The sequence below is a fragment of the Lysinibacillus sp. NPDC092081 genome, assembly GCF_044755845.1.
GTDB lineage: Bacteria > Bacillota > Bacilli > Bacillales_A > Planococcaceae > Lysinibacillus.
This window is the reverse complement of record NZ_JBIVRU010000001.1, coordinates 606,672-631,101: the sequence shown is the minus strand read 5'-3', so window position 1 is coordinate 631,101 and position 24,430 is coordinate 606,672. Positions and strand designations below refer to the sequence as shown.

Sequence of the window (24,430 nt, the reverse complement as noted above, 5' to 3'; positions counted from 1 at the left end):
AAAGATGAAGAAAGTCAAAAAAGTAATCATCCCAGCAGCAGGGCTAGGCACACGCTTTTTACCAGCGATAAAGGCTATGCCGAAGGAAATGCTACCAAACGTTGATAAAACAACGATTGAATACATTGTGGAAGAAGCCATTGCATCGGGTATAGAAGATATTATTATCGTAACAGGTAAAGGTAAATGAGCTATTGAAGATCATTTCAATCGAAATTTTGAACTAGAAGAAAATTTAGCTTCAAAAGGAAAACTATATTTCCTAAACAAAATCAATCATCGAATGTAGAAATTCACTACATTCGTCAAAAAGAACCAAAAGGGTTGGGTCACGCAGTTTGGTGTGCTCGTAATTCATTGGTGAAGAACCTTTTGCCGTACTACTAGGTGACGATATTGTTCGTGCAGAACAACCTTGCACAAAACAACTGATTGAACAGTACGAAGCAACAGGCTCTTCAATCATCGGTGTTCAAACAGTAGCAGACAATGAAACACATCGCTATGGCATTATCGATCCAGTCACTTCAAGTGGAAGACTCTATGAAGTAAGAAACTTTGTAGAAAAACCAAAGCAAGGAACCGCACCTTCCAACTTAGCAATCATGGGGCGCTAAGTTCTAACACCTGACATTTTTGAGTTTCTTGACTTACAAGAAACAGGGGCTGGTGGAGTAATTCAGTTAACAGATGCCATTCAAAACCTTAATGAAAGACAAAATGTATATGCTTATGACTTTGAAGGTAAACGTCATGACGTTGGAAAATGATGAGATTAAAGATGATGAGTGTGTATCTGGTGGAAATCGTAGAGAATTTAAAAGTTAAATCGTAAATGCTAATTTTTAATGAAAAATTCTTTAATTGAATAATGCCTCCTTTACCTTTATCGAAAGAGGCAATTAATTTTGTTCTAGGTTGGGAAATTCGTTTTTTCAGAATTTATTTTCAAATGATCTTTAGTAAAGTATATATTACTAATCTAGTTATTGAATAATGAACTCCCACAACTAATTAACATATTAAAGGGAGAAATGAGTTTTATTGGTCCAAGGTCTTTACTTGTATAATATTTAGAACACTCTAGTGTTGAGCAAATGAGAAGACATGATGTTACCCCAGGTATTTCTGGATGGGCGTAGGTTAAAGGAAGAAATTCTATAAGTTAGGGAGAAAAAAATAAGCTAGATATATAGTATGTAGAAATATTAGTTTTTGGCTTGATTTAAAAATATTTTTTATGACTATAAAATCTGTACTTTTAAGAAAAGGAGTAAATAGACCAAAAGATGTTAATATGCCTTTGTTTATAGGGCAAGATGAAAAAAAGTTCCTATAATTAGCCTAAAAGGAGAAATGCCGGATGAATATTCTTATTAGCTGTCCTGGAAGAAGAGTAGAAATGTTAGAAGTGTTTAATCGTGAATTTGCGAAATTTAACATGGGGATAATAGCTACAGGTAATTCAAATATACTACCAGCCCTATATTCGGTGGAAAATTCATATATAGTACCATCGCTAGAAGATGATAATTATGTTGAAGAACTATTGGAAATTTGTAATGAGAATAATGTTAAAGCAATTCTAACTATGTTAGATAAAGATATAATGGTTCTCTCTAAAAATATTGATAAATTTAAAGGAATTGGGGTTATTCCAATCTTACCTAATTTAAGTATTGCAGAGACTTGTGATGACAAGTATTTAACGTATGAATTTTTGACAACAAATGGGATTCGTTGTGCAAAGTCATACAATGATTTAGAAACTTTTGAAGAAGATTATAGTAAAAATAAAATCTCGTTCCCTGTAATAGTCAAACCAAATAGTGCTGATGGTAGTAGGGGAGTTATTAAATGTACTAATATGAAAGAACTAGAAAAGAGTTTTCATAATGGACATAAAAATATAATACAGGAGTTTTTAAATGGTACTGAGTATGATATAGATGCATATATTGATATTTATTCACAAAAAATGGTATCAATATTTGCAAAGGAAAAACTCTCATTGACTATAGGTGGTGCTGATAAAGTCATTTCATATAAGGATCAGAAGCTATTTGACTTTATTGAAGATTTATCTAATAAACTCAATATTACTGGTCCTATTGATGTAGATGTGTTCAAGGTTAATGGAGAATATTATATAGGGGAAATCAATCCAAGGTTTGGTGCGAACTATATATGTGCTTACGGGTGCGGTGTAAACTTCCTCGAATTATTAATAAACAATATAAATGGTAAAACGAATGTGAAGGATATTGGTAACTACAGTGATGGTATTTTAATGATGAAATATGAAAGGATTATGTTTAAAGCACCAAACGAAATAATAGGTGTTTAGAATTAACAGAGAGGGAGCAGATGTTTTTCGTGTAAACTTATCCATGCTTATTTCCTTTATTTTGGATCTAGATGATTTACTACCACCCAACCATTATAAAGGCTTTTTTTATGTCTAGATAATATTGCAGAAATTTCGTTTCCAGAAACGTGTTGAATTATTTTAATGAGACGCTAGTGGAATAAAGTATAAACTTAATTCGTATATTAGGATAAATATCGAGTATACATTCCTGTTTTTGGTTTTATTAACGATTAATAGCTATAATGCAGAATTGATTAAATAATAAACAAATTATTACGAAAGAAGATTTTCAAATTGATGAAACTATAAGGATACAGTTATCTGCGATGTTAGATTAACGAATTAGAGGATGCCTTTTATAAGCATCTTGAATTTGGTGCAGGTGGAATGCGTGGTGAGCTAGGAGCTGGTTCGAATCGTATGAATGTATACACGGTGCGCCGAGCGTCAGAAAGATTAGCCAAGTATATTGTTACGAACGGTGCGGCTGCAAAAGTTAGGTGATGGTTCATGGCTTTGCCTTCGCCCATCGGGAACAGAGCTAAAAGTTAAAGTTAACTTCGGGTAGTATCCGATTCAATGGAAACAGGTAATTCAAAAATAATGAGCCCGAAAAGGTAAATGACGGTAAAGGGATATGGCATAAGCTAATCCCTTAGTAAGAGACGTATAGATTGAGAAAAAAACAGTCAGTTCTACAATCAGGGGGAGAAAATCAGGTGGGGAATATCTTGGTCAGTATTCACTGTCTCACGTATAATCACGAACAATATATAGCGGATGCGATTGATAGTTTTTTAATGCAAAAAACAAATTTCAAATTTGAAATATTAATACATGAGGATGCTTCGACAGATAGAACTGCAGACATTATTAGAGAGTATGAGAAGAAATACCCTAATTTGATAAAGCCTATCTATCAAACAGAAAATCAGTATTCCAAAGGTGTTTCGGTAAGTGCAATTAATATTAGCAGAGCAAGCGGGAAATATATTGCTATTTGTGAGGGGGATGATTATTGGATAGATCCTTATAAATTGCAAAAACAATTCGATTATATGGAGAAGCATCCTGAATGTAGCCTATGTGTTCATGGTGGAAATGTAGTAAATGCTTCTGATAAGAAATGTGTATTATTTAACCGTCTAAATAAAGGAGATAAGGAATTCTCAGTTGAAGAAGTAATTGAAGGAGGAGGAGGTCTTTTTTTAACAAATTCCATGTTTTATCCACTAAATCTTAGAAAAGAGAGACCAGACTTTCTTGTAAATGCCCCTGTTGGCGATTACCCTTTAGTTATTTATTTATCATTGCTAGGTACGGTGTACTATATGGATGAGTTGATGTCTTCGTATCGAATAGGAGATAGTACTTCTTGGACAGGCAGAACCTTTTCTGATATAGAAACAAAGAAGCAGCATTATCGTGAAATAGAAGATATGTTGGATGAAATAAATCTATATACGAACAATATATTTAAGGATGCTATTGATAGGAGAAAGAATAGTACTCAGTTTTTTCTTTTACTTGAACAGGGGAGATTTAAAGAAGCAAAAACAGGAGAATATAGAGAGCTATATTTAAAATTAGGATTAAAGAAAAAAACAATATTATTTATAGATCAATATAGTCCAAGCATCTCAAAGCTTCTTAGATTTGTTAAAAGGAGGATCATTAATTGGACGATGATATAACAAAATCTAAAGTCCTTTCTTCTCTATTATGGAAGCTGTTAGAACGTGGAGGGACGCAGGGAATTCAATTTATTGTGTTGATTGTACTAGCCCGTCTACTTCTTCCAGAGGACTTTGGGTTACTCGTTCTAGTCACCATTTTCATAACAATAGCTAGTGTGATATTGCAGAGTGGATTTAACACAGCATTGATACAAAAGAAAAAAGTGGATGAAGTGGATTATTCATCTGTATTTTATTTAAACTTGTTTGTTGCCATTAACCTGTATGTCATACTCTTTTTTGCAGCCCCTTTCATAGCCTCATTTTTTGCAGAACCCCAACTACTATCTGTCTTAAGAATTCTTTCCTTAACATTGTTTTTCGGTGCGTTTAATTCAATTCAACATGCAGTTATTGCGCGCAATATGCAGTTTAAAAAACTGTTCTTTAGTAGTTTGGGAGCCGTCATTATATCTGGTGTTGTTGGTATAACGATGGCCTATGCAGGATATGGTGTTTGGGCTTTAATTGGACATCAAATTACAAACCAGCTTATAGTAACGGTCATTTTATGGTTTACAGTAACTTGGCGGCCGAAGCTTATCTTTTCAATGGAGAGGCTCGGAAGTCTATTTGTGTTTGGATGGAAATTATTAGCTTCATCATTGATTGATACCCTTAATTCGAACATTCGAAATCTACTAATTGGTAAAATGTTTAGCCCTGCATTATTAGGTTTTTATAATCGGGGTGAGCAATTTCCTAGCGTAATTATTAACAACATTAATGGCTCCATACAATCTGTAATGTTTCCTACTTTATCCTTCCATCAAGATAATACAGAAAGAGTTAAGGTTATGGTACGTCGTTCAATCATTATGAGCTCATTTGTAATTTTTCCGATGATGTTCGGACTGGTAGCTATTGCTGAGCCTTTAGTTAAAATTTTGTTAACAGAAAAATGGCTACCTTCCGTGCCATTCTTACAAATTTTTTGTATTAGTTATGCATTATGGCCTATACATACTGCAAATTTACAAGCAATTAACGCTTTGGGACGTAGTGACATTTTTTTAAAACTAGAAATTGTGAAAACTATATTAGGATTGATTATTTTAGCTGTCAGTATCCCATTCGGTGTTCATATGATGGCTTTAGGAGTCCTCGGAGTTGGAATTTTATCGACTTTTATTAACGCATATCCAAATTTACAATTACTAAACTATAGCATTCAAGAACAGTGGAGGGATATAAAACCATCTTTGCTGACATCTTTAGTGATGGGGGCTATTGTTTATCCAATCCACTTGATTGGGTTGACTGAGATTGTAACGCTCGTTATTCAAATAATTGTAGGGATCGTTTTATATGTAGGGTTAGCAAAAGTATTTAATTTTGATGCCTTTACTTATTTACTATCGATTATAAAAGGTCTGTTTAGAAGGAATACAACTACTAAAATTGTTGTAAATGAGGAGGCCACAGAATGAAAAAATTATTAATGCTTGGTGGTGCACATTCTCAAATCCCAGCAATAAAAAAAGCAAGAGAAATGGGTCACTATGTTATTACTTGTGATTATATAAAAGAAAATCCAGGGCATCAATATGCGCACGATTACTATAATGTCAGCACTACAGATAAGGAAGGTGTCTTATCATTAGCAAAATCGTTAAACATTGATGGCATAGTTAGTTATGCATCTGATCCTGCAGCACCTACTGCAGCTTATGTTGCTGAAAGGCTGGGACTACCGTCACATCCTTATGAATCTGTAGAGATATTGTCAAATAAGGATTTGTTTCGGGAGTTTCAGAAGAAAAATAATTTTAACGTTCCAAGAGCAAAGGGCTATCGAGCAGTGGAAGAAGCTAATGCTGATTTTCATAATTTTAAAATGCCTGTAATGATAAAACCTGTTGATTCTTCAGGCAGTAGAGGAGTCTCGAAAATAGATTCCATTGACATTTTGCAGGGAAAAATAGAGTATGCTTTAAGTTTTTCGAAAGCGAAACGTTTTATTGTGGAAGAGTATATAGAAAAGCATGGTTATCATGTTGGGGGGGACGGTTTTTCTGTAAATGGAAAGCTTGTTTTTCGTAGTTTTACGAATGAGCATTTTCCGACAGTAGCATCACCAAATCCATTTGTTCCAGTTGGTTCAAGCTGGCCATGCAAAATGTCTGAGCATATTCAACAAAAAATTCATAAAGAGATTCAAAGAGCGTTGACTTTACTCAATATGAAAACAGGTGCCTATAATTTTGATATTCGAGTGGACGAACAAGAAAATGTTTATCTTATTGAGATAGCTGCCAGGAATGGTGGCGATTGGATTCCGCAAGTAACAAAATATGCAACTGGTGTAGATATGATCGAATATACAATTAAGGCGGCTTTAGGTGAGGATTGTAATGATTTGACTATGGTTGAACCACAAGGATATTGGTCGGTGTATGTATTGAATAGTGAAACTAGCGGAGTATTTATAAATGTGGAAATGCATGATGAAATAGAAAATGGCATTGTTGAATATGAATTGTTAGTTAAATCAAAAAGTCATATTAAAGCATTTTCAGGATCTAATGAAAAATTGGGCACTATGATACTAAAATTTCCTTCAGAAGATGACATGTTAGAGAAAATGGAGCATATCACAAACTTCGTGAAGGTAAATGTTGAGTATTCATTTGTGAAAGTAAATAACGTCAAGAAGGTGAATATATGAAGCCTATTCAAGTAACACAAACATCAATGCCTGGTTTTATGGAATTCTCTGAAGAAATTAGAGATCTTTGGGATAGTCGCTGGTTGACCAATATGGGTGTAAAGCATAATGCTTTAGAAGCTGAATTGAAACGGTATTTAAATACAAAAAATATTACACTATTTTCTAACGGGCACCTAGCATTAGAATACGCGATTGAAGCTTTTCAATTAACTGGCGAAGTCATCACCACACCTTTTACATTTGCATCTACAACGCATGCAATCGTACGAAAAGGTTTAACACCAGTTTTTGCTGACATTAATCTTAATGATTACACCTTAGAAACAGATAATATTGAAAGGTTAATAACAGATAAAACATCCGCTATTATAGCCGTTCATGTATACGGAAATATATGTAATATAAAAGAGATTGAAAGAATAGCAAGTAAATATAATCTTAAGATCATATTTGATGCTGCTCATGCTTTCGGGGTAACGGTAGGTGGTGAAAGTGTTGCAAACTTTGGTGATGCTTCCATGTTTAGTTTCCATGCAACTAAAGTTTTTCACACTATTGAGGGTGGAGCACTAACCATTAAAGATTCTAACATAAAAGACTTATTAAATATTTATAAAAATTTTGGTATTACTGGACCTGAAACAATTGAGTATACAGGTGGTAATGCTAAGATGAATGAATTTCAGGCAGCTATGGGTTTGTGCAACCTCCGAAATATAGATGAGGAAATAGGGAAGCGAAAGAAAGTATTTGAGAGATATGTTGAACATCTCAGTGGTATCAGAGGTATTAAATTATTGCCTCCTCCAAAAGATGTGTCGAGTAATTATGCATACCTCCCTGTTGTATTTGATGGTTTCCAACTTTCGCGGGATGAAGTGTATGAGAAATTAATGAAACATAATATTTTTTCCCGAAAGTATTTTTATCCTTTAACGAATAGCTTTGATTGTTTCAGAGAAAAGTTCAATGCTGAAGATACACCTGTCGCAAAATATATTGCAGAAAGAGTTTTAACATTACCATTGTATGGGGATCTCATGCTAGAAGATGTAGATAAAATTTGTATACTTTTAAAAGAATAGTGTAAAAGTTAACTTTAAAACGAAATTAGAAGCAGGGAATTATCATCATTGAAATGGAAGTGAACAAATTCTTTACTTCGTTACTCGAATCAGGAGAAGTATCTAAATGGCATATATTGCATTACGATATAAAAGAAGTTAGCTCACGATGGGAAAAAGGGAAAGGTTAAAAAAGATGATCTTTATGTTGTATTTTGTAGACACGGGGAAATTTACATGGAGTTAGAATTCCATGTTTATCAAGATACTTATTAGTAGTTTTATTAACCTATGAAGGGACACTTAGAATGAGGATAGCCTTAATGCAACCTTATTTTTTTCCGTATCTAGGATATTTCCAACTGATACACTCGGTAGATGAATTTGTCATTTTTGATCATGCTCAATATACGAGAAGAAGTTGGATAAATAGGAACCGAATCTTGAGTGAGCATGGAAAAAGTATATATTTCAATGTTCCAGTATGTAAAGCTCCTAGAGAAACTATAATTAAAGACATTGTCATAAATAGTAATATGAATTGGCAAGAAAAAATTCTCAATCAATTAATATTTTATAAAAACGCACCGTATTTTATGAATGTTATGGAATTCGTAACGGATTGTTTAACAAATAGTAGCAGCAATTTAAGTCAATTCATTACTGTAATTCTAAGAAAAACTTGCGCATTATTAGGTATAGAAACGAGTATTACTATTATGTCGCAAAAATTCCCTACTATTAAAGAGGCTAATGCAGCAGATGAATGGGGAATTAAAGTAACTAGGGCTTTAAATGCGACTACCTATATTAATGCGATTGGCGGCAAGGATTTTTACAATCAGCAAAAATATATAGACAATGATTTGGAAATTCAATTTATTCAACCAATACTGACACCATACAAACAATACTCAAATGATTTTATGCATGGTCTTTCAATAATTGATGTCATGATGTTTAACGATATTAGTAAAATTAAAGCAATGTTAGATATTCATGAATTAGTTAGATGATAAAAACGAAAGATAAAGATATTGATAAAATATTGAGCAATTAAAAACGAAAGAGGCGAAATTTGGTGAAAGGTATTATTTTAGCAGGGGGTTCAGGGACTCGACTTTATCCGTTAACAAAATCGATTTCAAAGCAAATGTTACCGGTTTACGATAAACCGATGATTTATTACCCACTTTCTGTCTTAATGCTTGCGAGTATTAGAGAGATATTAATAATATCTACACCTCGAGATCTTGAAGGATTTAAAGAGCTATTAGGTGATGGACGTCATTTAGGAATGCATTTCGAATATGCTGTTCAAGAATATCCCAATGGTCTTGCCGAAGCTTTTATTATAGGAGAAAAATTTATTGATAATTCCCCTGTAGTATTAGTATTAGGGGATAATATTTTTTACGGCTCAAATTTGAGTAATCGACTAAAAGAAGCCGCTTCTTTAACTAGAGGTAGTATTGTATTTGGCTGTTATGTCAAAGATCCACGTGCATATGGTGTAGTTGAAATAGATGAGCATATGAATGCTATTTCAATAGAAGAAAAACCGGAAAGACCGAAATCCTCATACGCAGTGCCAGGCTTATACTTTTTTGATCATAAAGTCGTTGAGATTGCCAAAAATGTAAAGCCATCAGTGCGCGGAGAAGTAGAAATCACCTCTATTCTTGAAGAATATTTACGAATGGGCGAATTAAAGGTCAAAATTGCGGGACGTGGTTTAGCTTGGCTAGATACAGGAACACATGAGTCTTTACTTGAAGCTTCTAATTTTGTTGAGGCGATTCAAAAGAGACAGGGGCTTTATATCGCATGTATTGAAGAAATTGCTTTTAGAAGCGGATATATTACAAATAAGCAATTGTTAGAACTTGCTCAACCTCTTATGAAAACAGAATATGGTAAGTATTTGCTGGAAGTACCTAATACCTTGGATCATTCACTTATAACAATACATTGAAAGAGGTTGGAATGATGGTAAAGAAAAAAATATTAATTACTGGCGGTGCAGGATTTATTGGAGGTAATTTTATCCAATATTTAATTTGTAAGTATCCTGCCTATGAAATTTATAATTTAGATTTATTGACGTATGCAGGTGATCTAGGTAAACATCGAGCATTCGAAACAAATGATAACTATACATTTGTAAAAGGCGATATTGTAAATCGTGAGCTGGTTATGACTTTTTTTAAGAAGGAACAATTCGATTATGTGGTTCATTTTGCAGCAGAAAGTCATGTGGACCGCTCAATTACAGATCCATCGGTATTTGTTCGAACAAATGTATTAGGGACACAAGTATTATTAGAAGCAGCGATGCAAGTAGGCATTTCAAAATTCGTCCATGTATCTACGGATGAAGTTTATGGGGAACTGGATTTTGAACTATCTACTTTTTTTACAGAAGAGACATCATTACTACCAAATAGCCCTTATAGTGCAAGTAAAGCTTCTTCTGATTGTTTAGTTCGTGCTTATTATAAAACATATGGATTACCAATGAATATTACGCGTTGTTCGAATAACTATGGACCATATCAGTTTCCAGAAAAATTAATTCCTTTAACTATTTCTCGTGTGTTAAAGGATGAAAAAATCCCTATATATGGTGACGGACAAAACATACGAGATTGGTTACATGTTTTTGATCATTGTACGGCCATTGATTTGGTGTTACATGAAGGTGTCAACGGAGAAATATACAATATTGGTGGGCATAATGAACACACCAATTTAGAAGTTGTTCAAACGATTATCAAGACATTAGGGAAATCGGAAAAACTTATAAAGTATGTAACAGATCGTTTAGCTCATGATAAACGCTATGCCATTGACCCTACTAAAATAGAGCGATCATTAGGTTGGAAGCCCATATACACATTTGAAACTGGCATTGCGCAAACGATTCAATGGTATGTTGAAAACAACACTTGGTGGGATCAAATAATAAGTGGACAATATCAACAGTATTTTGAAAAGCAATATTTAGGATGATGGAAGCTAGAAAAGCTCAGACGAAAATAACAAGATATATAAATCATATATTCTCCGTTCTAGAATGGTAGCTATTCAAGAAACTAGCATGTAAATGTAAATAGTACTCCTAGCTTTTGTGTAAAATAATTGGCTTTCGCGCAACTACCGCGATTTTTCAAAGCGCTTATTATTAGTAAAAGAAAAATGAAAATGTGAAATAAAGGGAGACAACCATTTGATATTAGTTATCGGTGGAGCGGGATATATAGGTAGTCATCTTGTAAAAGAGTTAGTAAAGAAAGAAGCTGTTGTTGTATTGGATAATCTTTCAACTGGTCACCAGGAGTCGATTGATGAAAAAGCGATTTTTGTGCAGGGTGATTTAGGAAAAAAAGGCGATTTGGAGCGTGTTTTTTCGCAATATTCCATTAAAGCAGTAATGCACTTTGCTGCGAGTAGCCTAGTCGGTGAATCTGTCGTAAATCCACAGAAATATTATGAGAACAACGTTATATCTACGTTAACTTTATTAAGTGTAATGTTAACGTATAACGTGAAAAATATTATATTTTCGTCAACTGCTGCGACTTATGGGGTTCCTAACCTAAACATGATTGATGAAACAATTGTGCCAAATCCAATAAACCCTTATGGAAGATCAAAGCTCATGATTGAACAAGTTCTCATGGATTATGCGACAGCCTATGATTTACGTTACGTAATTTTAAGATATTTTAACGCAGCCGGGGCCTATGAAACAGCGGAAATTGGCGAAAGCCATAACCCAGAAACTCATCTTATTCCAATAGTATTGCAACATTTAGTTGGTGATAGGGAAAAGGTGTGTATTTATGGTACAGACTATGAAACACCCGATGGGACATGCATTCGTGATTATATACATGTTACAGATTTAGCAATAGCACATATATTTGCCTTGAATTTATTACTTGAGAACAAAGCAAAAGAGGCAATATATAACTTAGGGAATGGTCTCGGCTATACAGTAAAAGAAGTAATAGAAACTTGCGAGGCGGTAACAGGTAAAAAGGCATATGTCGAACTCTCTGAAAGACGTGAAGGAGATCCTGCAAGACTAATTGCTTCATCTAAAAAGATTTTTGATGAACTTGGGTGGAAGGCAGAAAAAAGCTTAGTGGAAATTATTGAAGATGCTTGGAAATGGCATAGCAATCAAAGATACTGAACGGATTAAAACTTAATTTGAAATGTGACTGACTAAAATATTCCTCGTTATTATAAAAGTGCTGAATTTTACCTAAAACCAGGTGTAAAAGTTAGCACTTTTATATTTTTCCCCAATTAGTCAATTTGTTTGCTTTCTTTTTTGAATAACAATTGAAAATTCTTCACCATGTATAAAGAGAAATTCACCTTCATATAAGTAGTAAATAGCAATACAAACTAAGCTTATCGCGATGCAGTCATTCGTCACGTTCTCTATTCAAATGCTGACATTATTAACTAATGGGGATGTGTATAATGAAAGATTTAATTTCAGTAATAATGAGTACTTATAATGAAAAGATGGAATGGTTAAAAGCGAGTATTGAATCTATTTTGAATCAAACATATTCAAAAATTGAATTTATTATTGTATTAGATAATCCAGATAATACTATGATTAAAAGAGTTGTATCTGATTATGCAAATAGAGATGAGCGTATAATCGTGGTTGAAAATGATAAAAACATAGGACTAACAAACAGTTTAAATAAAGCTTTAGAATATTGTAAGGGTGAATATATAGCAAGAATGGATGCGGATGATATCTCAGATAATAACAGACTAGATAAGCAATTGTTTTACTTGGAAAAGCATAACTATGACTTAATTGGATCTAAAGTTAGAATAATTGATGAGAGTGGAAATGTTATACAAAAATCATCTAATCATCCTGTTTCTAATAATATTATTAATAGTATTTTGAAATATGATAATTGTGTTCCTCATCCAACATGGTTTGTCAAGAGAAAAGTGTATACTGACTTAAATGGATATCGGAATTTACACACTTGTGAAGATTATGATTTTTTATTGAGGTGCTCCCCAAAATATCGGATTGGTAATTGTAATGATGTAACGCTTACTTATAGGCTCAATTCTATTAGTATTTCAAGATCGAATGCCCTAAAACAACTTTTATCAGCGAAGTATTTACAAAAAAACTATAAAAATATTGATTTAATTAACCAATCAGAAATCGATATGTATATAAATAAGAGGACTACACTAAATACGGAAGAAAATTTTGATAAAGCACAACTCTATTTTAAGGAAGCATTAGTTTATAAAGAAAAAGGCGAATTCTTTAAAATGGTATTAAATTTAATTCTCGCATTAAAAGTTTCGAAATATTCCCTCGTAAGGTGTAAAAATATGTTATCTACTAGAACTATTAGACTGGTAAAAGGTGATAGTAATTACTGCTGAAAAGTTTAGGTTATATATTTTATTTTATTTAAGAGGATTAGTAATACTTATTTATTATTACCAGCCGTACACATTACACATGCACGGTTGGTGAGAGAGGACGAGTGCTCTAAAAATCATTCCCTTTCTCGCAATCAAGACCAGGTTTCGATACTTTTTATAAAATATTAATTGCTTTACGTACTGCGCATGAAAAAAGCGACGTGTTAGTCAGTTTTGAACCTGCTGGCATTATTGGATGAATTTCGCTGTTTATCTTAGTGTACGTGGAATTCCGTTTATCATGGTGAATCCTCATCATGTAAATCGTTCCAAAGAGCTAGATGACAATTTTTAAACGAAGAACGACCAAAAGGATGAGCTCGTCATTGCACGTTAAAAAGTGATGGACGATTTAATTACCTACTTATTCTAGAAGGCATGGAAGTTGAATTGCGAACGGCGCAACTTTGCGTGTGAAAATCCAAGAAGATTTAAATGCGCTTTAGAATCGATTGATTTGCTGGCTTGATCGTTTCTTCCCTGAATTTATGTCTATCTTTAAGTAATTTGGCAAGATAGCTTATGCAGTACTTGAAATGACACCATTGTCAAAAATTCAAGGAAAATCACCCGAAGAATTATTGTTTTTATACCGACAGATAAAACAATATCAAAGAGCCATGTTTTGAACGAAACAATCATTAAAGTTAAGTAGTAAATTTTTTACAATTGAGTTAATTTAAAATCCGTGCATTCTATTAATTAATTGTGGAAGGCTGCGACTCCTGCGATAAACGCTAAAATAAAATCAACAGATTTTGCTCATTTCATTTGAACACTTTTTCACCAATAAAGCCATTTTCTATAAAGAAATGGCGCAGATTCTTGACCTAAAAAAGCACTATTAGTTTGCTCTTAAAGAGGGGTAGTAAGGGGAGAGAAAAATGATTTGCGAAAAAAAAGTTTCAAATAATTATTTTCTAATATTTATTTTAGTATTCAGTGTTTTTTTAGGTAACCTGAATGTAAACATTGGTTTTGCGTTAAAACCACATATGGTATTAATGGTAGTAATTTTTATGCTTACCCTTAGTAAATTTGCTTTTCATAAGCCTCAAAGTCATGAAACTTTTATGATTTTCTTCTATGTTTTCTACTGTCTTACTGGAGTATTTTCTACATATCCGATAGCAAGTATTCGTTTGACTATTGCTATTTTAATCGGCCTTTTTTCTTACTTTATATATAAATTTCTATTTTCTAATATTACATTAAAAGAATTTGAGCGAATAATTGGGACAGTAGGGATATTATATAACGTAATTTCATTATTGTTTTATCTATTTGGTTTAATTTCTAATAAATTTAATTTTTATGGGAATGGCATTAGATTTTATGGCTTAATGCTAGATAGAAATATGCCTCGATTAATCGGTATATTATCAGACCCTAATATATTTGTTGTATCCAACTCGATCTTCTTGTTCTTTTTCCTAGCAAATATGAAAGACAAAAAAGGAAAGATTGGATTTGTTTTAGCTTTAATAACAACGATACTAACTTTTTCAAGGGGGGGCATATTAGCAACCTTAGTAGGGATTGTTATTACTATCGCTTTTTTTAGTGTAAAAACAAAAGTAAAAATTTTTTTTGTCGTACCTATAATTACATGGATAAGTTACTTTTCCGTATTAAAAGTTATGCATATCGATATCTATCAGATTTTGATAAAAAGAATGGAATCTGTTAGTAAGGATGGCGGTAGTGGCAGAATTGAAATATGGAACAATGGTCTGTCGCTCTTTTTAAACAATCCTGTACAAGGAATTGGTATATATAATTTTAGGGATTATAGTGCAGATTTTTTTGGTCAGGGAATTTATATGCACAATACTTTTTTAGAAATATTAGTTGAGTCGGGTGTAATTGGATCAGTATTATTCTTTGTATTTTGGGCTCTATTATTTTTTAGAATAATGTCAATTGTATGGATGGATAAATCAAAGGCTTTTCTCCTAGGGACTTATGTTTCAATTTCAATTTCTTTAATGTTCCTTTCACTAATTGCGAGTGAATATTTATTTTTATTTCTAGCGCTTATTTGGCGATACAGTATGACAGAAAAAGAATATCTGTACCGTGAACAGATTAAGTTAGAATGAAAATAAGATTATAAAATTAAGATTGGGGGAAACTATGAAGTTAGTCAGTGTCATTATTCCAATTTATAATGTAGAGCAATACTTACAAAAATGTGTACAATCAGTTCAAAATCAAACGTATACAAATCTAGAAATATTTTTAGTCAATGATGGTTCAACAGATAAATGTGGAAAGATGGTGGATGAATTAGCTGTCCAAGATTCACGGATTAAAGTAATTCATAAGCCGAACGGGGGTCTGTCTTCTGCTAGAAATGCTGCATTAGATAAGGCCAGTGGAGCATACATACTATTCGTGGACGCCGATGATTGGATAGAGTTGGATATGATTGAATCTATGGTACATGAAATGGAACAGCACGAAGCAGAATTAGTAGTATGTGATTATACGAAAGTGTACGAAGATAAAATAGAGAAGGATTTTTTAAAAATTAAGCAAGAGAAGATTGAGATTGGGAAATTAGGATTAAAAGGATACCTATATGAATATTTTTTTAACTACAAACATGGGGATGAAGTTTGTAATAAATTGTATAAAAATGTGATTATTAAAGAACATCATATACGATTTGAACCAAATAGTGAGATATTCTCAGAAGATAAGCTATTTAATCTATATTACTTAGTGCATATAAAAAAAATAATAAGTACCAATTCATCTTTTTATTATTATTTGCAACGAAATGGATCGCTCATGAAACAACCTAAACCTGAAATTATAGAACAGTACCTAAATTTAGCAGAAAAGTACATTGATTATTTAAAAAGGAATAATTCGAATATGACAAGTATATATTCTATCTTAGTATTTCATTTGTTTAATAGTTCACTAAAAAACTACGTCAAATCGGGTGCAGGCATTTCACAAATAACTGCGGCTATTGATAAAACGCAGAATAGAGATATCATGCAATTCATGGCTAATTTGAAGACCGATAAAGAAGTAATAGCATACTGTCAGAGTAATCGAACAAAATTATTGACACCTTTATTCGTCAAAATATATGCAGTTTGTTATACATTAAAATTTAATTTGATACTCGCCTATACATTTAAAAATATTATGAAATAGGATGGTGTATTGCATAAAAATAATTTGCTAGTATCAATTATTATGCCTGTTTATAATGCGGAAAAGTATGTTGGCCAATCCATTGAATCTGTTCTAAATCAAACGCACAAAAATTGGGAATTGATAATTATTAATGACAAGTCAACAGACAATAGTCAGCAAATACTACTAGGATATAAGGATAGTCGAATAAAGATTATTAATTTGACACAAAACGGTGGTGTTGCGAATGCCAGAAATGCTGGAATTGAAAAAGCAAAAGGACAATTTTTAGCTTTTCTTGATAGTGATGATTTGTGGCATCCTGAAAAATTATCCAAACAACTCGACTTTATGCTGGAACTTGATGTGGCATTTTCCTATACACAATATCAAGAAATAACAGAAAGTAATAAACGAACACGGAAAATCGTTAAGATATGCAAAGAACCAGTGGATTATAAAAAATTATTGCGTGCTAATTACTTTGGATGTTTAACAGTTGTATTAGATACACGTAAAATTGCTAAACCACTTTTCAAGAAGACTAAGCATGAAGATTATGCTCTTTGGCTAGATATTTTAAAAGATTATGAGATCAATGCTTACGGAATGAATGAAGTACTAGCCTATTATCGAATTACACCAGGTTCCATAAGCAGAAATAAATTCAAAGGTATAACGTGGAACTGGAAAATTTATAAAAATCACCTTGGCATGACAACGGTTCAAACTGTCTACCGGATGTGTATTTTCTTGCTTAACATTTCTATAAAATACGTTTCAACTAGATTGACAGGTTAAGAATGGTGAAAAGGCTATTGAACAGTTATAAAAGGCTTACGCACTGATTTAAAAAATGAGATAAATAAAAATAAATAAAACACCTTTCGTTGAAAAATGGGTATTGTACCTTATCAAATCAACGTGGAGGTGTTTTTCTATGGGGACAAGAGTGAATTATCCAGTAGAACTTTAGCGGGGATTCCTATAAAACAAGTAGTAGTGGAGTTAAATATTCGTAATTGTTCTCAACTGAAAAAATGGATGAAGTTGCGAATTACATTGTCTTGAACAGCCTGTAGGAAAACAATATACCTTTGGCAAAGGACCTGAATTTGAAAGTGAAACCGCTAAGTTGCAAGCTGAGAATCGTTATTAAAGCAACAGATTGAAGTTTTAAAAAAGTACGCAGAGTTGGAGAGGAAATGGTCCCAAAAGTTGTAGTTGAGCTAGTAGAGGAGTTAAAAGAAATCATACCGATTGGTGAAATTCGCCTTCATTTAGGCGTAGCTCGTTCGTCGTAGTATCGCTAGATGGCCAATAGAAATAAATTAAAATATCTCTTAGCCAAATGACATCCTCGACTTCGGATGACGAACAAGTATTAGTGAGAACGAAAAGTGAAAAGTGCTATCTTTTGTAATATTTACTGCATAAGGTAGCACTTTTATAATTACTAACTATCTTATTGGAAAAGATAATTACATATTTGAATAAAAAGTAATCGTTATTAATATATTGAGAAGTAAATTAACTTGCGAATTAATAAATAAACAATATGCCGTAGAAGTGGACTGCCTTATACGAAGGGAGATTAAATGGAAAGAATACGAAAAGCCATTATACCTGCAGCAGGATTAGGCACGCGTTTTTTGCCAGCTACCAAGGCAATGCCGAAGGAAATGTTGCCGATTGTCGATAAACCGACTATTCAATATATCGTTGAAGAGGCAGTAGCTTCAGGTATTGAGGATATCATTATTGTTACAGGTAAAAATAAAAGGGCAATTGAGGATCATTTTGATAATGCGTTTGAGCTTGAAGCAAATTTACTAGAAAAAGAAAAGTTCGATATGCTTGAGAAAGTAAAGGCCTCCTCTAAAGTAGATATACACTATATACGTCAGAAGGAACCTCTTGGTCTAGGTCATGCGATATGGTGTGCACGTAAGTTTATTGGGAATGAGCCTTTTGCGGTCCTTTTAGGGGATGATATTGTGAAAAATGAGATTCCATGTCTGAAACAATTAATCGAGCAATATGATCGAACGTATTCGAGTGTTATAGGTGTGCATAAGGTTCCGGATGAAGATGTTCATCGTTATGGAATCATTGACCCGATTTCTACAGAAAATCGTTTGATGGAAGTAAGGGAGTTTATCGAGAAGCCTGCTTTCGGAGATGCCCCCTCAAATTTTGCGATCATAGGAAGGTATATTTTAACACCAGAAATCTTCACTTTTTTAGATGAACAAAAAATAGGTAAGGGCGGTGAAATTCAATTAACAGATGCGATTGAAGCATTAAATGGTTCTCAGCGTGTATTTGCATTTGAAATAGAAGGAAGCCGCTATGACGTTGGTGAGCATATTGGCTTTATTAATACAATTATTGATTTTGCGTTGGATCGTGATGAGTTACATGAAGCGATTACCAGTTTACTGTTGAATAAAGTGAAGCAACTTAGGAAGAGCCACTTCGAACTAGAAAGGAATTCATTAAAATAATTTACGCCAGTAGGAATTCCAAATTATTAGAATGGAAGAGGTTATGATTTGATGATTCGTACTATTCAAATGAGCGTTTTCAATTTTGAAATGACTGAGCAGGATTGGTCAATATATGAGGCTGAGGTAGGGTGGATTCACCATCATTTAGCAGAGAGTAGCGAGATGTTAACGGGTTGGTTACATGTACCTCTTGAAGATCAGCGTGCTTTATTGCAGCGTATTGAGGATACTAAGCGAGAAATTCATAAGTATGCAGATGTACTTGTTGTTATTGGCGTGGGGGGATCATTTTTAGGGGCACGTGCCATCCAAGATGCGTTATCACCTTATTTTACTCTTCCTACTGATGGTATTGAAGTGATGTATGTTGGACAAAATATGAGTGGTTCCTATATTGATAGTTTGCTTCAATATTTAGCAAATAAAAGTGTATATGTGAATGTCATTTCAAAGTCTGGGGAAACGATGGAACCAGCACTCGCATTTCGTGTGTTGCGACAGTTTATGGAAAAACGTTACGGGGAAGAGGCCGTTGACAGAATTATTGTAACGACAGATGCGGAAAACGGGCGTTTGAAACAGATAGCAGATCGCACAGGTTATAGACAATTTACCATTCCAGCCGATATTGGTGGTCGCTATTCGGTGTTAACTTCGGTGGGGTTATTACCAGCAGCTGTTGCAGGTGTTGATATTCGGATGCTTATGGCAGGTGCTAGGGATGCTGCGTTAACATTGCAAGATGCAGCGCTGGAGCGTAATGAGGCTTATCAATATGCAGTGTTGCGACGTGTGATGTTTGAACGAGGGTATAAAGTGGAGTTACTTGCTTCATTTGAACCTGCATTATGTAAGTTCCATGAATGGTGGATGCAGTTGTTTGGCGAAAGTGAAGGGAAACAGCGAAAAGGTCTATTTCCTGCGACAGTTAATTATTCGACTGATTTACATGCTATAGGTCAGTTTATTCAAGAAGGAAGTCCAATCCTATTTGAAACGTTACTGCATTTTAACGAAATAGATAATGATTGTAAAGTGCCATATGATGTGCGAGATGAGGATGGTTTGAATTACTTATCGAAACGAACATTCAATGAAATTAATGGGGTTTCCATGAATGGGACAGCACTGGCTCATGCAGAGGGTGGTGTACCTGTCATTCAGTTGGTGCTCCCAAAACTAGATGCCTATCACATAGGTTATTTAATTTATTTTTTTATGAAGGCATGTGCAATGAGTGCAAGTCTACTAGGAGTAAATCCGTTTGATCAACCAGGTGTAGAAGCGTATAAACGAAAGATGTTAGAACTATTACAAACGTATAATAATTCCATCAAGATAGATTCATTAGGCATGGAACTACCAAAAAGTAGCGTTTATATTCGAAATGAATATTTATTGGGAAATGCAAATGAATAATCTATTGAAAAATATGATTAAATGCGCTTTAGTGATAATTTTCATATAAAAAGTAAAGGTTCAACATCGAAATCTATTCTTAACATAAAAAAGTACATGGAGCGAAAGATCGTGAGTGCGGCTGCGCCTTTCAATACAGAGCAAAGAATTCCAGCTGGACAGCAATGTTTTTCTCCGACTAAGTGTAGCGTCAGTCGTACAAGCTGACCCCAAGGATGGAGTGACGATGTTTGAAGCAGTGGCCAAGAATAACGTACATCCGTAGCGGAATGTACGGTCAAGCATATGTTTTGGTGAAAAGTTCAAAGTAAATGGAGCTATTAAAGTGGTGTGCAGAACAATACGAATAAATATAATCATTTAGTTGATTCATCGACAATGGTTTGACGAGGGAGGGCATTTAGGTGGAAGAAGTAATTGACTTGAAAAAACTATATAAAATATTGCGTAAACGTATATACCTTATTCTAAGTCTAACTATTGTTACGATTGGCATTACAGCTTCTCTAAGTTACTTTGTAATTACTCCTATCTATCAAGCACAAACACAAATTTTAGTGAATCAAAAAGTTAATGATCAAGAAGGGTATGCACAGGCACAACAGCTAGAAACGGATTTACAATTAATCAATACGTATAATGTCATCATTAAGAGTCCTGCCATTTTAAACAAAGTTATTGATAAGCTTGATCTAAACATTACAACAGAAATGTTGGCAGAGCAATTAATCGTATCTAGCGAAAGTAACTCTAAAGTGGTTAATATTAAAGTTTTAGATACAGATTCAGAAAAAGCAGTTACCATCTCGAATACAGTTGCCACTGTATTTAAAGAAGAAATACCCAAACTAATGAGTGTTGATAATATAAATATTTTATCAGTGGCAAAAATAAGTAAAGATGCTAGCCCCGTGAAACCAAATAAATTACTAAATATCGTCATGGGTGCCGTAATTGGGTTTGTAATTAGTGTAGGGTTTGCTCTATTGTTGGAGTTTTTAGATACAACAATAAAGACGGAGTCGGATATTGAAGATTTAGCATTGCCTGTTATGGGGTTGGTTGGTGCTTTTCCCACCGAAAAAAATAATAAATCCCGTAAAGCTAGGAGGACATAGAAATGCTTCGTTCCAAAAAGAAAAAGAACCAGAAACTATTAACAAAACCGCGTCAACTTATTACAGTTTCGGATGCAAAATCAATGATTTCTGAGCAATTTAAGACCGTTCGTACGAATATTATGTTTGCTATGCCAAAGCAAGGTCTTAAAACGATATTAGTTACGTCTTCTATACCAGGTGAAGGAAAGTCAACAAATGCTGCCAATCTTAGTGTTGTTTTTGCACAAGAAGGAAAACGGGTATTGCTCGTAGATGCTGATATGCGTAAACCGATGTTGCATAATATATTTAATATTATCAATTTATTTGGGTTATCATCAATATTAGAAAGAAAATGTCAGTATGATGAAGTATTACAGGAAACATCTGTGGAAGGGTTGTTTATCATTACAAGTGGACCAATCCCATCGAATCCAGCGGAATTACTGTTATCCACTACTATGGATAGATTTTTAGAAGAGGTGAATCAGAAATTTGATCTTATCATCTTCGATGGCCCCCCGCTATTACCTGTAGCTGATGCTCAAATTTTATCTAATAAATGCGATGGTTCCTTATTAATCGTGAGTGCGGGTGTTGTAGAAAAAGAGGAAGTAAGAAAAGCGAAAACACTTTTAACTGCTTCGAAAGCCAACATTATTGGTGTAGTGTTAAATAAATATAGAATGCCGAAAAGTCAATATTATTATCAATAAACAGATAATTGAAGTTTAATAACTTTCTTAGTCGCAAATCCAGGATGGATTTGCGTTTTATTTTGCGATTTACTAGGAGTAGGTGGTAAACTAAAAGGTGCTAATTAAAGAAAGAGTGGTCTTGCCAAATGAAAGTACTATTTATTGGAGATATCGTCGGTTCGATTGGCCGCGATGCAGTGGAAAAATATTTACCACGTTTAAAGAAAAAATTTAGCCCGGATGTTGTGATTGCGAATGGTGAAAATGCAGCAGCAGGTCGTGGTATAACAAGAAATATTTATAATGATTTACTACAAATGGGTGTGGATGTTATTACGATGGGCAATCACACTTGGGATAATAAAGATATTTTTGATTTTATTGATGATGCAGAGTATTTAATACGTCCGGCGAACTTTTCAAGTGAGGCCCCAGGTAAAGGTATGATGCAAATTTCAAAAAATGGCGTTACATTATCTGTTATTAATTTGCATGGTCGAGTATTTTTACCTCCTCATGAGGATCCATTTGCGATGGCAGAGAAATTAATCGAAGAAGCACATAAAACGTCCCCGCTTGTATTCGTGGATTTCCATGCTGAAGCGACAAGTGAGAAAATTGCCCTTGGATGGCATTTAGATGGAAAGGCCTCGGCAGTCGTTGGTACACATACACATGTGCAAACAGCCGATGCACGTATTTATCCAAATGGAACAGCCTATATTACGGACGTTGGTATGACAGGTCCATACGATGAAATTTTAGGGATGACGAAGGAAAGTGTCATTTATAAATTCCAAACAAACATGCCATCTCGTTTTGAAGTGCCTAAAAAAGGACGCGATGTGTTAAGTGGTTTCTTTGTAGAGATTGATGATAAAACAGGAAAAGCTCGACATTGTGAGCGAATTTATATAAACGAAGATTATCCGTTCCAAGCGTAAGAAGAGAAACTATTGTGTATTAAAAAATGCACAATAGTTTTTTTGTTTAATAATTGTTGTGTCAATAAAAATAAACTATCGTATTAAATAAATATGACTCTTCGGCAAAACGAGGGGTTGATTTCCGCTCCGACTGGGCGCTTTCCTGGGGGCGTCGGGGCAACAGGATGTTGGTCACGAAGGCGTTATCACAGGACGTGATGGTTTTAGCCTTCGTTCCCCTTGCCCGCTTCACTCGCGTTGCCCGCTTCCGTGCGAAAGCCAAGCGACAGCAGCGTAGCGGAGGAAGCGGCTCGACGCTCGTCCACAGGAAAGCGAGTAGCCTGGAACGGAAATCATCCCCTCGTTCTGCAAAGGAGCCCGAGTTAGTTAAAATGGCACCTTTATTTCATTGACAAAGTAATTTTCTAACAGGAATTTTCAGTCTTTTTTGATTCTTTCAATATATAAGAAATGAAAATAGTCTATTTTCTTCTCGCCGAGCATAAAATGACCTATCGACAATAACTTGAGGTCCAAACAAGGGGGACATGAGTTGTTGAGCGTAAACACTATTCGCGAAACGGGGAGGAATAATTGTGGATTCATTAAAAGTATCATCACGCTCTAATCCAAATTCAGTTGCAGGTGCATTAGTCGCGGTAATCAGAGAAAAAGGGCAAGCAGAAATGCAGGCAGTTGGGGCAGGGGCACTTAACCAAGCCGTGAAAGCAGTGGCCATTGCACGCGGATTTGTAGCGCCAAGTGGCACAGATTTAATTTGCGCACCGGCGTTTGCCGATATTTTAATTGCTGGTGAGGAACGTACAGCTTTAAAACTTCTTGTGGAAAAACGTGTTCGATAAAAAGTAATGAAGTAAAATGCCTTGCACATAATAAGCTGCAAGGCATTTTTTTCGTTTTAACTTCTTTCAGCAAAAAACATCTGCAGGCCTAAGCACAAAGCCGATTTCGGACGCAATTATGCCGTGGCATAATTGATTAGGTTGCGTAGTTCGTGCTTTACATATTCACATGTTAATGATTTATAACCGAAAAGTTAGGACCAATGTTTGTAAAACATATGTTATGTATAGAAGTTGTGAAGACTGATGACTCCTTGGAATTTTTAATCTATTTAGCAACTGTTTTTGTTGCTTAGCTGTTTGAAAATTACAACTTTTTGAACGGGATTTTCAGTCAAAGGTCTGATTTTCGTGTAAATCGGGGAATAACAATAGTGCAGACCGTTTCTTCGTGTTAAACTTATGAAGGAAAAATAATAGTATACA

Annotated in this window: 20 protein-coding genes and 2 pseudogenes; all 22 read left to right on the top strand. The window is 34.1% G+C overall.

Annotation, left to right across the window (positions count from 1 at the left end):
* Positions 1 to 4: 4 nt before the first annotated feature.
* A pseudogene (gene galU, locus ACIQLB_RS03280) lies at positions 5 to 767 on the top strand (UTP--glucose-1-phosphate uridylyltransferase GalU); the annotation flags it as partial.
* 222 nt (positions 768 to 989) lie between these two features.
* Positions 990 to 1,070, top strand: a complete 81-nt coding sequence (locus ACIQLB_RS03275) for a sugar transferase (RefSeq protein WP_400721683.1) — start codon at positions 990 to 992, stop codon at positions 1,068 to 1,070.
* Positions 1,071 to 1,363: 293 nt separating this feature from the next.
* On the top strand, positions 1,364 to 2,347 hold the full coding sequence (locus tag ACIQLB_RS03270) for an ATP-grasp domain-containing protein (RefSeq protein ID WP_400720831.1): 984 nt from the start codon (positions 1,364 to 1,366) through the stop codon (positions 2,345 to 2,347).
* 363 nt (positions 2,348 to 2,710) lie between these two features.
* Positions 2,711 to 2,872: pseudogene (locus tag ACIQLB_RS03265) on the top strand (phospho-sugar mutase); the annotation flags it as partial.
* Positions 2,873 to 3,045: 173 nt separating this feature from the next.
* Positions 3,046 to 4,065 carry a glycosyltransferase family 2 protein gene (locus ACIQLB_RS03260; protein WP_400720828.1) on the top strand — a complete coding sequence of 340 codons (1,020 nt, stop codon included), beginning with the start codon at positions 3,046 to 3,048 and terminating at the stop codon, positions 4,063 to 4,065.
* Complete coding sequence (locus ACIQLB_RS03255) at positions 4,050 to 5,537, top strand: lipopolysaccharide biosynthesis protein (RefSeq protein WP_400720825.1); 1,488 nt, start codon at positions 4,050 to 4,052, stop codon at positions 5,535 to 5,537. Before ACIQLB_RS03260 ends, ACIQLB_RS03255 begins: the two co-directional genes overlap by 16 nt.
* Complete coding sequence (locus ACIQLB_RS03250; protein ID WP_400720822.1) at positions 5,534 to 6,775, top strand: ATP-grasp domain-containing protein; 1,242 nt, start codon at positions 5,534 to 5,536, stop codon at positions 6,773 to 6,775. The genes ACIQLB_RS03255 and ACIQLB_RS03250 overlap by 4 nt, the downstream gene beginning before the upstream one ends.
* On the top strand, positions 6,772 to 7,863 hold the full coding sequence (locus ACIQLB_RS03245) for a DegT/DnrJ/EryC1/StrS family aminotransferase (protein WP_400720819.1): 1,092 nt from the start codon (positions 6,772 to 6,774) through the stop codon (positions 7,861 to 7,863). Before ACIQLB_RS03250 ends, ACIQLB_RS03245 begins: the two co-directional genes overlap by 4 nt.
* Positions 7,864 to 8,165: 302 nt before the next feature.
* The gene (locus tag ACIQLB_RS03240) at positions 8,166 to 8,858 is read left to right on the top strand and encodes a WbqC family protein (RefSeq protein ID WP_400720816.1); all 693 of its coding nucleotides are present in this window, start codon (positions 8,166 to 8,168) and stop codon (positions 8,856 to 8,858) included.
* A 65-nt stretch (positions 8,859 to 8,923) separates the two neighbouring features.
* Positions 8,924 to 9,817, top strand: coding sequence for a glucose-1-phosphate thymidylyltransferase RfbA (gene rfbA / locus ACIQLB_RS03235; RefSeq protein ID WP_400721680.1), 894 nt, complete (start codon positions 8,924 to 8,926; stop codon positions 9,815 to 9,817).
* 14 nt (positions 9,818 to 9,831) lie between these two features.
* A complete protein-coding gene (rfbB, locus tag ACIQLB_RS03230) occupies positions 9,832 to 10,854 on the top strand; it encodes a dTDP-glucose 4,6-dehydratase (protein ID WP_400721677.1) in 1,023 nt (340 codons plus the stop codon).
* A gap of 217 nt (positions 10,855 to 11,071) precedes the next feature.
* Positions 11,072 to 12,043, top strand: coding sequence for a UDP-glucose 4-epimerase GalE (gene galE, locus ACIQLB_RS03225; protein ID WP_400720813.1), 972 nt, complete (start codon positions 11,072 to 11,074; stop codon positions 12,041 to 12,043).
* A 296-nt stretch (positions 12,044 to 12,339) separates the two neighbouring features.
* Entirely contained in the window at positions 12,340 to 13,290 is a 951-nt protein-coding gene (locus ACIQLB_RS03220) for a glycosyltransferase family 2 protein (protein WP_400720810.1), read from the top strand.
* 926 nt (positions 13,291 to 14,216) lie between these two features.
* The gene (locus ACIQLB_RS03215) at positions 14,217 to 15,434 is read left to right on the top strand and encodes an O-antigen ligase family protein (protein WP_400720808.1); all 1,218 of its coding nucleotides are present in this window, start codon (positions 14,217 to 14,219) and stop codon (positions 15,432 to 15,434) included.
* 34 nt (positions 15,435 to 15,468) lie between these two features.
* Positions 15,469 to 16,506 carry a glycosyltransferase family 2 protein gene (locus ACIQLB_RS03210; RefSeq protein ID WP_400720805.1) on the top strand — a complete coding sequence of 346 codons (1,038 nt, stop codon included), beginning with the start codon at positions 15,469 to 15,471 and terminating at the stop codon, positions 16,504 to 16,506.
* Between the two features lie 9 nt (positions 16,507 to 16,515).
* Positions 16,516 to 17,289, top strand: a complete 774-nt coding sequence (locus ACIQLB_RS03205; protein WP_400720802.1) for a glycosyltransferase family 2 protein — start codon at positions 16,516 to 16,518, stop codon at positions 17,287 to 17,289.
* A 797-nt stretch (positions 17,290 to 18,086) separates the two neighbouring features.
* Positions 18,087 to 18,995 (top strand): UTP--glucose-1-phosphate uridylyltransferase GalU, encoded by a 909-nt coding sequence (gene galU / locus ACIQLB_RS03200; protein WP_400720799.1) that lies wholly within the window; start codon positions 18,087 to 18,089, stop codon positions 18,993 to 18,995.
* Positions 18,996 to 19,046: 51 nt separating this feature from the next.
* Positions 19,047 to 20,417, top strand: a complete 1,371-nt coding sequence (locus ACIQLB_RS03195; RefSeq protein ID WP_400721675.1) for a glucose-6-phosphate isomerase — start codon at positions 19,047 to 19,049, stop codon at positions 20,415 to 20,417.
* Positions 20,418 to 20,821: 404 nt separating this feature from the next.
* The gene (locus ACIQLB_RS03190; RefSeq protein WP_400720797.1) at positions 20,822 to 21,535 is read left to right on the top strand and encodes a YveK family protein; all 714 of its coding nucleotides are present in this window, start codon (positions 20,822 to 20,824) and stop codon (positions 21,533 to 21,535) included.
* Between the two features lie 2 nt (positions 21,536 to 21,537).
* Positions 21,538 to 22,233: a CpsD/CapB family tyrosine-protein kinase gene (locus ACIQLB_RS03185; RefSeq protein ID WP_400720794.1), complete on the top strand. Its 696-nt coding sequence runs from the start codon at positions 21,538 to 21,540 to the stop codon at positions 22,231 to 22,233.
* Positions 22,234 to 22,361: 128 nt separating this feature from the next.
* Positions 22,362 to 23,159, top strand: a complete 798-nt coding sequence (locus ACIQLB_RS03180; protein WP_400720792.1) for a TIGR00282 family metallophosphoesterase — start codon at positions 22,362 to 22,364, stop codon at positions 23,157 to 23,159.
* 578 nt (positions 23,160 to 23,737) lie between these two features.
* Positions 23,738 to 24,004, top strand: coding sequence for a stage V sporulation protein S (locus ACIQLB_RS03175; RefSeq protein ID WP_010858535.1), 267 nt, complete (start codon positions 23,738 to 23,740; stop codon positions 24,002 to 24,004).
* Positions 24,005 to 24,430 lie beyond the last annotated feature (426 nt).

Bases quoted from the DNA above. Each gene is read 5' to 3' on its own strand.
- ACIQLB_RS03270 (WP_400720831.1), top strand. From the start codon at position 1,364: ATGAATATTCTTATTAGCTGTCCTGGAAGAAGAGTAGAAATGTTAGAA.
- ACIQLB_RS03250 (WP_400720822.1), top strand. From the start codon at position 5,534: ATGAAAAAATTATTAATGCTTGGTGGTGCACATTCTCAAATCCCAGCA.
- ACIQLB_RS03245 (WP_400720819.1), top strand. From the start codon at position 6,772: ATGAAGCCTATTCAAGTAACACAAACATCAATGCCTGGTTTTATGGAA.
- ACIQLB_RS03240 (WP_400720816.1), top strand. From the start codon at position 8,166: ATGCAACCTTATTTTTTTCCGTATCTAGGATATTTCCAACTGATACAC.
- rfbB (WP_400721677.1), top strand. From the start codon at position 9,832: ATGGTAAAGAAAAAAATATTAATTACTGGCGGTGCAGGATTTATTGGA.
- ACIQLB_RS03220 (WP_400720810.1), top strand. From the start codon at position 12,340: ATGAAAGATTTAATTTCAGTAATAATGAGTACTTATAATGAAAAGATG.
- ACIQLB_RS03215 (WP_400720808.1), top strand. From the start codon at position 14,217: ATGATTTGCGAAAAAAAAGTTTCAAATAATTATTTTCTAATATTTATT.
- ACIQLB_RS03210 (WP_400720805.1), top strand. From the start codon at position 15,469: ATGAAGTTAGTCAGTGTCATTATTCCAATTTATAATGTAGAGCAATAC.
- galU (WP_400720799.1), top strand. From the start codon at position 18,087: ATGGAAAGAATACGAAAAGCCATTATACCTGCAGCAGGATTAGGCACG.
- ACIQLB_RS03195 (WP_400721675.1), top strand. From the start codon at position 19,047: ATGATTCGTACTATTCAAATGAGCGTTTTCAATTTTGAAATGACTGAG.
- ACIQLB_RS03185 (WP_400720794.1), top strand. From the start codon at position 21,538: ATGCTTCGTTCCAAAAAGAAAAAGAACCAGAAACTATTAACAAAACCG.
- ACIQLB_RS03180 (WP_400720792.1), top strand. From the start codon at position 22,362: ATGAAAGTACTATTTATTGGAGATATCGTCGGTTCGATTGGCCGCGAT.